Here is a 15694-nt window from a genome sequence, read left to right on the forward strand (position 1 = left end):
CTTTTGCGCTTTTACACGTGCGAATTTACTCAAAATAATTCTTTTTTCTAACTTTGAAACCGTGCCGCAGATGGTGCGCTTTCCGGATACCAAATAGTTTGATGATATAGTTTAGTTTAAATAAAAAATGACAGAGTCCGAATACCAAAAAGAGGTAGAAAAAATATTTACAAAATTCCCTAGTTTTCAAACAGTTGGAGGCGTGGCATATAAGCCTGGCCTGGATAATATGTTTGAGATTGACAAAGAGCTTGGTTTTCCAAGCAGGAAATTCCGCTCTGTCCATGTTGCCGGTACAAATGGCAAAGGCTCTGTAAGCCACATGATTGCATCCGCACTTATGCAGCTTCCTTCCTCGGCCGCTGTATCTCCGGCCGCCGGAGGCTCATTAAAAATTGGTTTGTACACATCTCCGCATCTTGTAGATTTCCGCGAGCGTATAAAAGTAAACGGTGAGATGGTCCCAAAAGAATTCGTATATGATTTTCTAAAAAGATTCTCTCCGTTCTTTGAAGAGAAAAAAGCCTCTTTTTTTGAAATCACTACTGCAATGGCGTTTGATTACTTTGCAAAATGCAATGTGGATATTGCAGTGATTGAGTGCGGATTAGGCGGACGCCTGGATTCTACCAACATCATAACCCCAATGCTCTCAATTATAACCAGCATTGGATTAGACCATTGCCAGTACTTGGGCAATACTCTCAAGGAAATAGCCGGGGAAAAGGCCGGCATCATCAAGCGGAATATCCCTGTGGTAATAGGAGAAACAGGTACTCCCGACAGCGGTGTAAAAGAGGTCTTTATGCAGGTCGCTGCTGACAATAATTCTCCCATTTTCCTTGCCGAAAAAGCATCAAAATATATCTCTTGGAGTAATGATAATAAGGCCGAAGGCCCGCGACCGGAGGAAGCGTGCCTCTCCGCGCGCAGCGCGTCAAACCACAAAATTTCCCGCCGCTTTGTGGCGGGAAATAACGCTGACGTGCAAGCGCACGGCAGCGTAAATATATTTTCATCTTGTATTCTTTCCGCAACAGAAACTTTAGACCTAAAAGGCGATTGCCAAAACAAAAACATCAAAACGGTGGCAGTTGCTTTGTCCTTGATTCTTAAGCAATTGGCTGATGAAAAGAGGCTGGAAATTGATGATGCGCTTCTTGCAAAAGTAATTTACGGAATTGAGAATGCCGCAAAGCTTACCGGACTGAGAGGGCGTTGGGAACAATTGGGAGAGAATCCTTTAATCATCTGCGATATAGGACATAATGAGCACGCCTTTAGGATGTTAGGCAAGCAAATCAGCAGAACTGCAGAACAAAGATTTGCAAAATTGTGCGGTGGAAAATTGATTATGTTGTTTGGCATTATGAGAGACAAGGACCTGGAAGCAGAAAAAGATTATCTTCCGCAGAATGCATTTTATATTTTTGTAAATGCCAACAGTCCAAGAGCTTTGCCAGACGTTGAGCTAAAAGAAAAGATGCTCAAAATGGGATTTAAAGGGGAGTGTGCCGGCAGTATAAAAGACGGAATTGCAAAGGCAAAACAAATTGCTGCAAAAGAGGATTTCATATTCATAGGAGGCAGTTCTTATGTGGTAGCTGAAGCGCTGGAAAATTTTAAATAATAATTTTGCACAATCACAAAAAAGTTATACATTTGCAGCCCAATTAGGCCGTAGTGGCCGTGATTCGGGAGCATAGCTCAGTTGGTTTAGAGCATCTGCCTTACAAGCAGAGGGTCATAGGTTCGACTCCTATTGCTCCCACAAAAAAAAGAGGACAGCGATGTCCTCTTTTTTTTGTGGGAGCTTTGCTCTTTTTTAACAGCCCTTCGGGCTGAAATTCACGCGCCTCCGGCGCGGACTCGCAGCTTCGCTGCTCATCAAATAGATTTTTACAAGTAAGATTTTCGAGTAATGATAATAAGGCCGAAGGCCCGCGACCGAAGGGAGCATGCATCTCCGCGGCGGTAGCCGCGTAAACCACTAATTGCCAGCGCGCTTTGTGCGCTGGCAACTGTCTAAAAGTCCACGCATTTCCTTATCAAAATCTGAATCTATTTTTTGAGTTTTGTTGAATGCGTCATATTCACTTTCAGCCTTTGCATCAGCTTGGGTCCTGGATATATGCCCCTTGTCAGGTAGCAGTTGATATTTTCTGAATGATAAGAACTCATTAACGCTCGCAGCAAACTGTTTCATGTCAAATGCATTCTCGTTTTCTATTAAGTCTTCTATATAATCAAAATAACCTGTTACAGCACGTTCCAGTTTGCGTATTTGTTGCTCTGAAAGATAATTCTTTGCTATCTTGCTGTCTGACTTTAAAATACGTCCATCTGGGGCATTCTCCCACGTGGTTAATCCCATGTGTTCCTTGTTATGATCAGCATGCGTATACACTATTTCTGGTGCAGTCTGTCCAGTTATGGCATAGTGAAATCTATTTTGAACCATCTGAAAAAACTCCTTTGTTGTAGGCGAATTTTTATCATAATCAAAAGAACATTCAGCGTAGATATCCGTTATTTGTTGCCAAATCCGTCTTTCACTTGCACGGATAGAGCGTACCCTTTCTAGCAATTCACTAAAGTAATCTTTGCCAAAGGTTGTTTTACCTTGTTTTAGGCGTTTATCATCTAGAACGAATCCCTTTCTGATAAATTCATTCAGTATCTTTGTTGCCCATTGACGGAAGCGTGTTGCTTTAAGTGAGGATACACGATACCCTACGGCAATGATGGCATCCAGATTGTAAAAATCCACATCATGAGTCTGTGTTTTGCCATCCATTGCACCATGCTGAGTGGTTATTTCCATTTTGGAAACAACCACATCTTTAGTTAATTCTCTTTCCTCAAATATATGGTTCAGATGTTTACTAATTGCCGAGATACCAATACCAAACAATTGAGCCATCGCTTTTTGTGTACACCATATCGTTTCATCTTTAATCACTACTTCTACCTTGCCCTGCTCATCTGGCATATTGTACAGTAAGAATTGTATTTCTTTTCTCATTTTATTTTTATGCTTTATTGTGTTTTTCATTTACCATAGGTTGAATTTATCTTTTGAAAACTTTCTTCGCAGTTTATTAATCTTTTATTTAAAGTCTTAGTTTCTAGGTATTTATTCTTTCCAGGTGGTTCCGTATTATTTGTTTGGGGTACTCAATATTTATGAGATATTCAATAATTTCTTTAAAAGGGGAATGAAATCTAATATAGCATCAGATTTAATTATATACCCTAAGTTGTTAGGAATATGAGAAACTGACAAAGCTTTTTGTTGGATGTTTGGAACTGTAACTACTTGTATTTCGCCAGTAACTGTTAGCTGTGGTCCAGCATATAAAATTCCAAGTAAAAATAGCCGTCCCTTTCCCCAATTTAAATTGCCCTTTTTATCTGTATATCCACCTTTATTGAAGAGAATTACGGGTGAACCACTGGAACCAGGAAAGCAAGCTGCATCAATAACAAATTCTCGTTTTCCATTATGATCTAGAGTTATATTAGTGGCCATAGAACCGCGTCGCACTATAGGCATATTGTTGACACTATCCCATAATCCATTAGGATATCCAATCATTAAAATATCTTCCGCTATATCTATTTCATTTAATTGCTGATTTGAAGGAATTAACGAATTATCAAAAAACCTATAGAAAAATCTTTTATTACATTTATGATAAGATTCTTCAATAATAGGATTTATAGGCATGGCACATAGATCTATTTTGGAATCAGGGTGCATAATCCAATTGCTTTCAAAATTATTTTCCATAACAATAGAAAAATGTTTTTTATAATCTGGTTCCTCTAACTGATTACACTCCGTCAGTATAAAACAACTTTTTGACATGCCAGAAACAACATGCTTATTTGTTATTACTAGTGGAACTTGTTTATTATCATCAATTTTTAGATTGAAGAAAAAACCTGTTCCAGAGAATTTGTTACCTACGTTATCTGATGTTTCAATACGCACTGTGCTAAAGCACAATTGTTCAATGATTGATAAATCCATATTTAACTATGTTTAAATACAAAATTTAAATTATAATCGAATTCTTGCAATTTCAATGCATTGTCAATAACGAAATCGATACAAAACCTGCAATCAGAGCCCTTTATTTCATGATTATTTTCATAAAAATCCTTTGACAATTGTTCGTATTTCCTTTTACCGTTTTCCCACCATGTATTAACAATCGGGGTTATGATCTCAAAATACGTATATCTCTTATAGTCAATACCTAAAGCAGTGATTTTTAATATATCTCGAATAGAATTGATTGTATTAGTGACTTTTTCGAACCATTTTGCACCACATTTGCTATCAGAGCCTACTAATTTTTTATATTCATCGTCAATTTGCTCTCCAATGTTCAAGGAACTATTAAGGCTATATGGCTTTATTTTATTATCTTCATACGATGATAATAATTCCATAAATGCAATCTTACTATTTACTATACTTTCATAGAAATCATTTTTATTGTAAGAAGATTCTGCTTTATCTATATATGACTTAACATGTTTATATGAAATAAGTTGAGATACAGAGATATCCTTAAATTCAATCCCAAATTGGATAAGTGTATTTTCTTCCATAAAATTAGTCATTGTAATTCGACTAATTTCTATATCTGACTTTGAAGGGAATTGTCCTTTGTGTTTTATGCTAACTCGTCTTTCTTTTAGAGCTTTCATAGACTCTTTTAAAGTTAACTCCGGAAATTTATCCCAGTATTCCATAAAAGAGCTAGGAGCCTTTATACCTTTATTCTCTGAAACAAGAAGCAAAAACATTTCCGCGCAATCGTGGAAAGAGAGTATTGAAAAGCCCGCTACCACATCTACTTGTTCAGACTGCTGTACGCCTAAGCGATATAGATACTTTATTATTGCCAATCGTCGAATAATTATTTCTTTTCCTAGCATTATTCTATATTTTTTAAATATTCATCCTTCGTTATTGGAGTATAGGGATCAACAATCTTTACTTCATCGTAAGTAAGCCCATAAAGATTGTAGACAAGACGATCTATTTTTTGTTCATCCACAGTTGTATCAATAGTTGGATTTATGCTCTTCGCTTCAATAATTCTGTCGACGATTTTCATTATTGGTCGTATTGATTGATTATCAATATTAGGCATAGGAATATTTTTAATTCTTATTGGTTTAACTTGGGCTAAAACTCGTCCATTCTCTTGCGATACTTCTTTGTAGTAAAAATCAGCCAGCTTTGAGTTTAAAATGGCTAATAAATAATTAATAGAAGGATAATAGACAGGATTTATAATTAAAATATTTGTTGAATCTATACTATAATATCCTTTTGTATCTATGGCTGCGATTATACAATCACTAGTTTGTCTAATAATAATTTTTGGTATACAAGCTAATTCCTTTTCTTTCCTTGCTCTAAATAATTCGTACCAATTCCTATTTCCATTACGTTTTTCTACGCTTTTAGCTATCAACGTATTTTTATGTAATTCCAAGTATTTAGAGACATTAGGTGAATCTGAAAAAACGAATTTTGAATCAATGTATAAAATATATAGGGGGGCTTCATTAGGAATATAGAATTTCTGTATGTGCTCACCCTTAAGGGTTGGTCTTACAACCTTTCTTTCGAAATTAAATTGTTCTAACTGATTTGGTTCAATTAAATATACATCGTTACAGGAAGTACTAATGCCATTAAAAATATTTAAGCAATAATCTTCTAGTCTTCCCCCTAAATCCAATAATTTATTAAGAAGTGTATTCTTATTATAGTCGAACGAGAACGTGTGCAGTGGATTTTTAATAATAGCATGATTTGACATTTGTATGAAAGAAATGCTATCAAAACAGAAATCCGAATTAATTATATCTAAACTTCTTAAATCTGCTAGCTTTATATAATCATGAGAGATTTCATGATTAAGAATAAATATACAGGTAGGAACTACTGCATCAAATGCAGATTCACCAATATTGATTACTTGTAAAATATGAGTTTTTGAGAGGAAAAATTGTCGAGCTCTAGACATGTATATTTGGAAAAGAAACTCATTGGGAACGATATAACTTATTATTCCGTCGGGACTTAGTTCATTCGCTTTTCCCATAAAATACAAATAAGAATTTCTTATACGCTCAACAAGATTAGCATATTTCTCTTTCAGGTAGTTCTTTTGAGTCTCTGGTAATTTTGCTCCGTACGGGGGATTGCCAATCACAATATCAAAACCGTTTTTTATATCAAACATCCATTCAGGGTCGAAGAATGGAGACGAGGCATTTTGGTCAAACATATCCCAACTAGCCAATTGCTGTGCTTCGACATTGCCCACAGCACCGCATTTTTTTAGCATACCTGCTATTTCCAAACGCATGTTAAATACTACCTGACGATATTTCCGTTTAGTTTTATATTTAGATGCAAAAATTTTGTGTTTAACAATTTTTAATTCATTTTCCTTTGCTTTGATATCCTCAGAATCAAATAAATCTGCATTTTTTTTATTAAGCCCAATAAGCGTATTGGCCGCTACAAACTTTGCTTCAAGGTTTGGCAGAGGGCGAATACCAAAGTTATCTATAGGGTCGGAATTTGTGTTTTGGTCAACAACTAATGAAATAAAGAAACGAAGTTTACTTATCTGAATAGCAATAGGCTGAATATCTACACCATAGATGCAATTCTCTATCAGATAGAGTTTGCGGGCATAGTCCGGGCGATTAACTCCTTCGTCAAAACTGCGCTCTATATCTGCTATTTGTTCTTGTCGTTCTTCTTTTGTTGCACTTTTGAACGCTTCAGTTGTTTCGTTGATGGCTTGATTCATCATCATCTCTTTCCACTGTACATTATTCGGGTCAATACGCCCAAGGATATGTACCATCTGTTGGAGCATACCCATAGGGAAATGCACCAGAACCACAAGCTGGGTCAAGTATCTTACAGTTGTATAGCGACTGCATGATAGCATTGCGTTGTTCATTGGAAAATCAACAGGCATCATCTGAGTATTGGAGTAGTTGACGGAACTGTGGTTCCAGTTCTTCACCAACAGTTCGTTTTAAATGAGCAATTAAGCTTTCATCTACCATGTATTGCACAATTTCACGCGGAGTATAGAAAGAGCCTGTTTGTTTTCGAGCAGTGGTTTGTGTTTCTGGATTAAATGAAGCTAATAAGTTTTCAAATACTTTACCCAACAAGTTCGGGATCAAGCGATACCTCCTGATCAAATGGGGTATTCTCTTCTACGGTAAAGTTATAACGTTTTAGATATGTCAATAATACCTCGTGCCGATACCTTCTTTTTATTCTTATTACCATACCATTCAGAAAGGTCAATATTCTTACCTACTTCTTCTCCAAAGAAAAGATAATCGGGAACAATAAGCCTTACGTATAGATTCACGTATCACTGAAATCCATCATAATACATTCCTGTTGTCCTTATCGTCCAAACAATCAAACAGACCACCATTCAAGAATGGCACAGTTTATTGGCTAAATCGACAAACAATTGTGGGTTACTAAAATAATCTTCATAGCGCATTAATTTATTGTTATCAAAGTCGCCTCTACCATTACGAAAATGTCGTTCAGAAAGTTTATTGCTACCTTCAGCAGTGATAGGACTGTTGAGCATAGCGAAGAACAGATTTTGAAGAATAGCTTTGATAGTACTTACTTTCTTTGATTTGCTGAAAAAGGTCTTACTTTTGCATGAGGATTAAACCCCTCTATTAAAATTATTGAGCAATGAATTTCTCATTGAAGAATTCTGATCAGGAATCAGGTGTCGTTGCTTTAAGAACCAAACGAAGATAAGACGAGTGATTAAGCGAATAGCACTCTCATTATTGTATTTTGCATCATCCGTATCGTCATTGATATCATTTGGGAATCGAATAATCTGAATAGCCCATGCATACCAGTCACTCAGTTCATTATAGAATTCCTTAGTAAGTACTTCAACAGAAAAGCGGCTGTGCAAATCTTCATCATTGACCACACGCCCTCTTCATATTCAAATACTTATTAGGTGTATAGTAAGCTATGCCTTTACCGAACAAGTAACTGTAACGCGAGGGTTGCTATAATTACGTGCTTATTCGATTAGTTTCTTCGTGCTATATCAAGCGATATCTCGATAAACGAGAATCGATAGTTGTCACAATTATCCTTTGGAACAAAAACGACCAATGCACGGTCTTCCATTTCATCCGCCAACATACGGAAAGCTTCTTTTGACAATGCTACACGGGCATCATGTTGTGAAGTATGCTTGATCTCATAAACTACCAAATCAAGTGTTTCTGATGTGCCAAGTTTCATAGCCTCACATGAATATTTCATCTGAGTACTGAAAGTGACAGCTTCTGTTGTGGGTCTTGAAAGTCTTCTGGCAAGAAACTATTTTGAAGGAATTGCATGAATTCCTGACGATTGTATGCTTTATTGAATTCCATATTTACTTTTACTTTTGTAGTTCTTCACTTAAAATCAACGTCTCTTCGCTATCATCAACCTTGTTTTGAGTGATAATAATACGAGCCAAATATTCCGCTGTTATTTTTTTTGGTAAGTGTAGTAACATCCTTCAATGCCAACTGATTGATGAACCGAATTTCATAGCCAGACAAAGCATCCGCCTTACGACAGCCATCAAATCAAGAAGATAATCTTTTGGTAGTAATTTATTCTTTTGTAAATACTTTGATTTTGCTCACTGCATTCAGAATATCTTTCTCATTACGGTCTTTCACATCGCTACTGAATAAGTGCAGCTTTCACTTTTTGATAGGTATCATCAAAATCTTACTCAAATCTACGGGTACTTCTTCTGAGGTTCAGAGCAAATAGGGATAATGCTTCTTCTGCTGGAAATCATCACAGGAGCAAAGATTTACTTCCTATTTTGAAGACAAAATCATTCCCTTCTTTCCAAACATCAAAACACCTTGCGATGGCTTTTCTATATTTCGAGCAGTACGAGCACGATGAGGCATTTCTAATGCTTTTTCATAGGCTTCAGTTCCTTTTATTTCATTAAGTGTTTTTCGATAAGGTGTATCCCAAGATGCCTCTTCGCTTGTGGCAAATTCTTTTCGATAGCGTTCCTTAAAGTATGCCTGCACCTCTTCCTCTTTGGTCAAAGCTTTAGTATCTTCTCCCATAATAGCATGAATCATAGCCATCTTTAATGTAGAGATTTCTTTTGTACGAGTTTCAGCTTCACCTACATCAGTTGGGAAATAGTTGTATATATAGATTCATCGAAAACTTTTTTATTGATACGATTGATACGCCCAATTCGCTGGATAACACGAGTGGGATTATAAGGTATATCGTAATTAAAGATAGCTCCGGCACGATGTAGGTTGTAACCTTCTGAAATTGCATCAGTAGCAACCAAAATATGATAGATCATTCTGCTGCATAGACGGTTTTAAGCCTGCATCAAAGTTGGCTCTAATGCTAGGTCTTTATTAGCAGGAGTTGCATCAGCAGATGTGTATTTCATGACTGGCAAGCCTGCTTTTAGAAGAGCGCTGTTCCCAAATAGTTGACTGTATCGGCATATTCTGAAAAAACAATAAGTTTGCGTTGCAGGGATCTGTTCTTCATCTTTTCTCTTACAATATCGATGAAGGAGTCAAGTTTTGGATCAAACTTGAATTGTATTATCTGCTCCAAACCATTGCTCACGCAAATTCTTCAGCAATTTTATATCAGGACTTAACATCATTCGACAAAATCATTCATTGATATACTTCATGTCTATCTCAAAGAACCCCTTTGGCTTCATATTTGTCAAAAGCTTCTTGAATTTCCTCCCAATCATCATCAGAAGTATCATAGAAAGTCACTTACATCGGGGAGATTACCTTTCTTGTACACTGGTATCTTATGACGTTTTTCTACCCATTTCAGAATGTGTTCGGAAGATTGAATCATATACCCAAAGATGATTGAAATGCATGCAACAGAACTCTCAAAACGAGCTACTAACAAATGACGCATGAAAGCTAGCCACATTAGCCTTGTCGTCCAATCAACAGATTAAATTTAACCCCAGTCTTATCTTCCAATTCTTTAGCTAATTTTTCTTTCATTTCTTCGTGAACATAAAGTACTGGAGAATAGCGAGCTGCCTTAAATCTATAGACATCAGTCCTTGCTGACCTTTGATTTGCTGATACGATCCAAAGTGTATTTAGATACAAATCTTTCAGATTGCTGAGATCGTAAGTAAGTTCTTAGGGTCATTGGGAATGACAATTGAATATTTTGTTGAACCAAATCATCTGCATATTCATCTATATCCTGTAAATCCAATCGTGAACGACGCACAACCAATGGACTGATAATGGAACGGATATCCTTTGATATATTTTTTACTTCTGCTTTATACTTCTTCGTCAGATGCCTTTCCTTTTTTTGCTTCACTCAAATCTCTATAACTATTTATCAAATTTTTAAATGCAGCGCCAAGATTCTCTACTGTTTTAAAGTGGAACGAGATGGTATTTGGAACAACTTGATTAATGAATAAATATCAGCAGGTTCATTATTGAATGGGGTAGCAGTCAGAAGCAGGACTTTGTTTGCCAAACATAAATTGTGCAGTAATGCATAGTCTTGTGTATATTCATTACGAAAACGATGTGCTTCATCAATTATAATTAAAAACTGTTCATTATCTTTTACAGTTCTTCATAATGAACAATGCATCTTCTATTTTCCAGTGCTATATACAGAAGCAGTAAAACCAAATTCATCTTTATAACCTTCCCATTGCTTACACAAGTGTGAGGAGGACAAATAACAATAGTTCGCAATTTCAAATTACGAGCTATTGTAGATGCAATAATACTTTTCCCAATCCAACTACATCAGCCACAATAGCACCATTATGATTATCTAAAGCATTAAGAGCCATTTGTACGGCATCTGTCTGATATTTGAGATTAGAATATTTCCCATCTGTAATATCATAAGGAGTGAGCAGGTTCTCCTTTGTAGGAATAGCAAAATATTCTCGAAGTACACGGATATACATCAAGTATGGAGAATAAATTTTATCATACCAAATGTGAGTCCATTACTTTATTATTCCATTCATCAATATTGCTTCTTGTCAACAACAACAACAGAACTATCCCAAAGTTCTTCAAATATATTATGCACCCTCTTCATAATCTGCTTTACCATTAAAACGAGCATTTAGTTCTAATCGGCCAGTAAGTCCTTGATAGGAAAGATTGCTTGAGCCTGTAATGACTACTCCTGGCAATTCACCTTCTTCATTCATCATATCATTATAAGCAAATAGATACATTTTTGAATGACAAGGTTCAAGCGTTTTTCTAATTTCCAATGATCCATCAACAATCTTTCCATAAAACATTTTGAATTGCTCCAGTTTTCTGCAGTATCTAAAAAGTCTGTATCATTGAATATCTTAACGAACTGCTTGTAATATTCTTCCTTTATATTACTTCGCGAAGGTAAAGACTTGCTTGAAGTTCTCTACCTCTCGAATATGCTTGGTAATCTGTAAATCTACATCAAGTCCTACAAGGATTCGGATATTCTTATTCTTTAGATTGTCTGATAATTGCACATATCCAGAATAATAGAAATAACCTACCAATATATCTACAGCATTGGTTTTGGGGAGAATACCATTGATAATATCTGATAGGAACTTATCCTTGTTTGTTATAAAACTACTGCTCATAAATATTGCAATTTATTCTAATTTGATGGTCTATTTTCGTTCACGCTTCATCCGTAATCAAGTCTTTCATATCAACCGAAAGAATTTCACCAATTTTTGCTAGAGTGTCAAGACTGGGTTGCAGCCTATTGCAAGCATAGGCATTGACCGTGCTAAAACTCTTACCAAGTTTCTTTGAAAGCCACATTTGCGATATGCCTTTTTCTTCTAAAACATCTTTTATGCGATTTAATCTCATAATGGAATCTCTTTATAATGTGCTCCAAATATAGCGAATATTTTGCGATAAAAATTTTTTTTGGAAGAAAATATTCTTTACGGTACTAAAAAGAGGGGAAGGGCTCACCGCAATCTGCATTTGCCCATGGCTAATAAAATCATTAACTTTGGGAGTCAATTAAATCAATATGAAAGGAATAGTTTTAGCGGGCGGTTCAGGCACGCGCCTTTATCCTATTACAAAGGGAGTCAGCAAGCAGCTGCTTCCTATTTACGACAAGCCTATGGTTTATTATCCCATTTCCGTGCTTATGCTGGCAGGAATCAGGGATATTTTAATAATCTCCACGCCGGATGATATGCCTGGCTTTAAGAGATTGCTGGGAAGCGGTGAGGATTACGGAGTTAACTTCTCTTATGAAGTTCAGCCGTCTCCTGACGGACTGGCCCAGGCGTTCATAATTGGAAAGAAATTCATAGGCAAAGACTCTGTTTGTCTTGTGCTTGGGGATAATATTTTTTACGGCAGCAACTTCACAAAGATGTTGTCAGGAGCAGTTGAACAAACTGCAAAAGGCAAGGCTACCGTTTTTGGCTATTATGTGAATGACCCTGAGAGATACGGAGTTGCAGAATTTGATAAGAACGGAAATGTTCTGAGCATAGAGGAGAAACCTAAGAATCCAAAATCTAATTATGCCGTTGTAGGATTGTATTTCTACCCTAACAGCGTTGTGGATATTGCGGAGCATGTTAAACCTTCTGCCCGCGGAGAACTTGAGATTACATCTGTAAATCAGGCATATCTGGATAGAGGCTCGCTAAAAGTAAGACTGCTGGGGCGCGGTTTTGCATGGCTGGATACAGGCACGCATGACTCTCTTAGCCAGGCTACTAATTTTGTTCAGGTGCTGGAGCAGAGACAGGGCTTAAAGATTGCCTGTCTGGAGGGAATAGCTTTTTCAAACGGCTGGATATCAGCAGAAGAGCTGAAGAAAATTGCAAAGCCAATGATTAAAAATGATTATGGTAAATATCTTATGGACCTTGCCAATGGCAATGCTCTTGAGATAGAACTAAATGAGAAATAAGAAAATCTGTCGGGATTATGGAAATAAAAGAGACTGAAATAGAAGGTGTATATATCTTAAAACCTGATATTTATGGTGATTCAAGAGGCTATTTTTTTGAGAGTTACAATAAAGAGAGATTTAACAGTTTGATTCCGGGCGCTCCTGATTTTGTGCAGGACAATCAGAGCAAGAGCTGCTATGGAGTTGTGCGAGGCCTTCATTTTCAGAATGCTCCGCATGCGCAGGCAAAACTTGTAAGAGTTGTGATTGGTGCTGTTTTGGATGTGGCCGTGGACTTGAGGCCCGGTTCAAAGACTTTCGGCAAATATGTTTCAGTGGAATTGTCCGCTGAGAACCAGCTGCAATTCTATATGCCAGAGGGATTTGCACACGGTTTCTCTGTTTTGAGCAAGAGGCTATGTTTCAGTACAAGTGCAGCAGTTTGTTCAATCATGAATCAGAGGGAGGCATTCAGTGGAATGACCCCGATATAAATATTGACTGGAGAATTAAGCCGGAGGATGTCATCTTGAGTGCAAAAGATGTATCGCGACAGTCTCTTAAGGAGTATGCAAAGTCAAAAGGAATTGTCTTTTAATTAATTGAAAATGAGCAGCAAAAACGGTCTTAAAAATATTTTGGTAACGGGCGCAAACGGGCAGCTTGGTACATCCCTTGCAATGTTGGCCAATCCAAAAGACGCACGCTTTTTCTTTACCGATGTGGCAGAACTTGACATTACAAATCTTGCTGCGGTTACAAAGTTTGTAAAGGATAACAGAATAGATATTCTGATTAATTGTGCGGCTTATACCAATGTTGACAGGGCGGAAGATGATTATAAAACTGCTGAACTGCTAAATGGCAAAGCACCTGAAAATCTTGCTGTTGCTTGCAAGAAAGCGGGTGCTTTTTTAATACATGTTTCTACCGATTACGTTTTTGGGGGCGGACGAAGTGTGTTGCCTTATAAGGAGGATGCAAAAGAAAATCCAACGGGAGTGTACGGCGTAACCAAACTGGACGGGGAGAAAAATATTAAAAAAGTTCTTGGAGACAAATCAAAGAAGGATGCCGGCAATTATCTTATTATCAGAACCGCATGGCTGTATTCAGAATACGGACATAACTTTGTAAAGACCATGCTGGATTTGCAGGCAACGCATAAAGAGATAAAAGTTGTCTTTGACCAGACTGGTACGCCAACTTATGCTGCAGACCTGGCAAAAGCAATCTATAATATTGCGATGAAGCTCTCTAAAGACGATGCCGTAAAATACTCAGGGATATATAATTATACAAATGAAGGGGTATGTTCATGGTATGATTTTGCAGTAGCTATTGGAGAGATGGGGAAGAGAAAATGCAAAGTGAATCCTTGCCACTCTCATGAATTTCCAAGCAAAGTTAAGAGACCTCCTTTCTCTGTTCTGGACAAGACAAAAATTAAAAATACTTTTGGAGTTGAGGTGCCGTACTGGCGTGATTCTCTGAAGGTTTGCATAAAGAATCTATTATCGAAAAATAAATAGCATTATGAAAACAATAATGATAACCGGAGGAGCAGGATTCATTGGCTCTAGCGTAGTGAGATTGTTTGTGAAGAAATATCCAAAAGTTCACATCATTAATTTTGATAAGCTGACTTACGCGGGAAACCTTGAAAATCTGAAGGATATAGAGAACAAGAATAATTACACTTTTGTAAAGGGGGACATCTGCGATTTTAAATTTGTGCAGGAGACTCTTAAGAAATATAAGGTTGACGGAATTATTCATCTGGCTGCTGAAAGCCATGTTGACAGAAGCATCAAAGACCCGTTCATTTTTGCAAAGACAAATGTGCTTGGAACATTGACATTGCTTCAGGCGGCAAAGGAGTATTGGGGCTGCACGCTTGCCAATAAGGAGGAAATGAGCAAGTTGCACAGATTCTATCACATCTCTACCGATGAGGTTTACGGTGCTTTGAAGTTTGACAAGACTTTGTTTACGGAGAAAACAAAGTATGATCCTCACAGTCCTTACTCCGCATCAAAGGCATCATCAGACCACTTTGTAAGAGCGTTCCATGATACTTTCGGACTGCCGGAAGTTATCACAAACTGCAGCAACAACTACGGGCCTTATCAATTTCCTGAAAAGCTGATACCTCTGTTTATCAACAATATAGAGCATAACAAACCTCTTCCTGTCTATGGAGCTGGAAAGAATGTGAGAGATTGGTTGTATGTAGAGGACCATGCAAAAGCAATAGATTTGATTTTCCATAAAGGAACTGTCGGTGAGACATATAATATCGGCGGGTTCAACGAGTGGAAAAACATAGACCTGATTAAGCTGGTTATCAAGATAGTAGATAAGGAGCTAGGACGCAAGCCGGGGGCTTCATTAAAGCTAATAACTCATGTCGCCGACAGGGCAGGACATGATTTGCGTTATGCAATTGATTCTTCAAAATTGAGAAAAGAGCTGGGGTGGAAGCCGGAAACTGCTTTCCCTGAGGGAATTCAGAAGACTGTCAAATGGTATATGACACATAGGGACTGGGTGGATAATTGCACTAGCGGCGCCTACATGAAGTACTACAAGATGATGTACGGGAACCGGAAGTAGCCCTATAGTTGAATAAAC

The 15694-nt window shown here is 37.2% G+C and carries 16 protein-coding genes, 1 tRNA gene and 1 pseudogene; 6 read left to right on the plus strand and 12 right to left on the minus strand.

The features are described from left to right. Positions 1–127: 127 nt before the first annotated feature. Positions 128–1630, plus strand: a complete 1503-nt coding sequence (locus LKM37_06675) for a Mur ligase family protein (GenBank protein ID MCI1720676.1) — start codon at positions 128–130, stop codon at positions 1628–1630. Between the two features lie 66 nt (positions 1631–1696). Then, positions 1697–1771, plus strand: a tRNA-Val gene (locus LKM37_06680). Positions 1772–1990: 219 nt separating this feature from the next. Here LKM37_06680 and LKM37_06685 read toward each other — a convergent pair. The 12 genes from LKM37_06685 to LKM37_06740 all read right to left on the minus strand — a co-directional run bounded on the left by LKM37_06685 (position 1991) and on the right by LKM37_06740 (position 12006). Beyond that, positions 1991–3025, minus strand: a complete 1035-nt coding sequence (locus LKM37_06685) for a virulence RhuM family protein (GenBank protein MCI1720677.1) — start codon at positions 3023–3025, stop codon at positions 1991–1993. Between the two features lie 159 nt (positions 3026–3184). After that, on the minus strand, positions 3185–4036 hold the full coding sequence (locus tag LKM37_06690; GenBank protein MCI1720678.1) for a serine protease: 852 nt from the start codon (positions 4034–4036) through the stop codon (positions 3185–3187). A 2-nt stretch (positions 4037–4038) separates the two neighbouring features. Further along, the gene (locus tag LKM37_06695; protein ID MCI1720679.1) at positions 4039–4953 is read right to left on the minus strand and encodes a hypothetical protein; all 915 of its coding nucleotides are present in this window, start codon (positions 4951–4953) and stop codon (positions 4039–4041) included. Next, entirely contained in the window at positions 4953–7076 is a 2124-nt protein-coding gene (locus LKM37_06700) for an Eco57I restriction-modification methylase domain-containing protein (protein MCI1720680.1), read from the minus strand. Before LKM37_06700 ends, LKM37_06695 begins: the two co-directional genes overlap by 1 nt. Then, positions 7018–7227, minus strand: coding sequence for an N-6 DNA methylase (locus tag LKM37_06705; protein ID MCI1720681.1), 210 nt, complete (start codon positions 7225–7227; stop codon positions 7018–7020). The genes LKM37_06700 and LKM37_06705 overlap by 59 nt, the downstream gene beginning before the upstream one ends. Positions 7228–8140: 913 nt before the next feature. Then, positions 8141–8359, minus strand: a complete 219-nt coding sequence (locus tag LKM37_06710) for a hypothetical protein (protein MCI1720682.1) — start codon at positions 8357–8359, stop codon at positions 8141–8143. Positions 8360–8937: 578 nt separating this feature from the next. After that, positions 8938–9222 carry a hypothetical protein gene (locus LKM37_06715; GenBank protein ID MCI1720683.1) on the minus strand — a complete coding sequence of 95 codons (285 nt, stop codon included), beginning with the start codon at positions 9220–9222 and terminating at the stop codon, positions 8938–8940. Between the two features lie 41 nt (positions 9223–9263). Continuing rightward, on the minus strand, positions 9264–9455 hold the full coding sequence (locus tag LKM37_06720; protein MCI1720684.1) for a hypothetical protein: 192 nt from the start codon (positions 9453–9455) through the stop codon (positions 9264–9266). A gap of 1070 nt (positions 9456–10525) precedes the next feature. Continuing rightward, positions 10526–10705 carry an SNF2-related protein gene (locus LKM37_06725; protein ID MCI1720685.1) on the minus strand — a complete coding sequence of 60 codons (180 nt, stop codon included), beginning with the start codon at positions 10703–10705 and terminating at the stop codon, positions 10526–10528. A gap of 175 nt (positions 10706–10880) precedes the next feature. Then, on the minus strand, positions 10881–11090 hold the full coding sequence (locus tag LKM37_06730) for a hypothetical protein (protein MCI1720686.1): 210 nt from the start codon (positions 11088–11090) through the stop codon (positions 10881–10883). Between the two features lie 117 nt (positions 11091–11207). Continuing rightward, on the minus strand, positions 11208–11435 hold the full coding sequence (locus tag LKM37_06735) for a phospholipase D-like domain-containing protein (GenBank protein ID MCI1720687.1): 228 nt from the start codon (positions 11433–11435) through the stop codon (positions 11208–11210). Between the two features lie 373 nt (positions 11436–11808). Further along, on the minus strand, positions 11809–12006 hold the full coding sequence (locus tag LKM37_06740) for a helix-turn-helix transcriptional regulator (protein MCI1720688.1): 198 nt from the start codon (positions 12004–12006) through the stop codon (positions 11809–11811). A gap of 169 nt (positions 12007–12175) precedes the next feature. Between LKM37_06740 and rfbA the strand changes: the two genes are divergently transcribed. The 4 genes and pseudogenes from rfbA to rfbB all read left to right on the plus strand — a co-directional run bounded on the left by rfbA (position 12176) and on the right by rfbB (position 15676). Beyond that, complete coding sequence (gene rfbA / locus LKM37_06745) at positions 12176–13078, plus strand: glucose-1-phosphate thymidylyltransferase RfbA (GenBank protein MCI1720689.1); 903 nt, start codon at positions 12176–12178, stop codon at positions 13076–13078. Between the two features lie 17 nt (positions 13079–13095). Then, positions 13096–13658: pseudogene (rfbC, locus tag LKM37_06750) on the plus strand (dTDP-4-dehydrorhamnose 3,5-epimerase). Positions 13659–13668: 10 nt separating this feature from the next. Beyond that, on the plus strand, positions 13669–14592 hold the full coding sequence (gene rfbD / locus LKM37_06755) for a dTDP-4-dehydrorhamnose reductase (protein MCI1720690.1): 924 nt from the start codon (positions 13669–13671) through the stop codon (positions 14590–14592). Between the two features lie 4 nt (positions 14593–14596). Continuing rightward, on the plus strand, positions 14597–15676 hold the full coding sequence (gene rfbB, locus LKM37_06760) for a dTDP-glucose 4,6-dehydratase (GenBank protein ID MCI1720691.1): 1080 nt from the start codon (positions 14597–14599) through the stop codon (positions 15674–15676). The last annotated feature ends 18 nt before the right edge of the window (positions 15677–15694 follow it).

The sequence above is a fragment of the Bacteroidales bacterium genome (assembly GCA_022647615.1).
GTDB lineage: Bacteria > Bacteroidota > Bacteroidia > Bacteroidales > UBA932 > Egerieousia.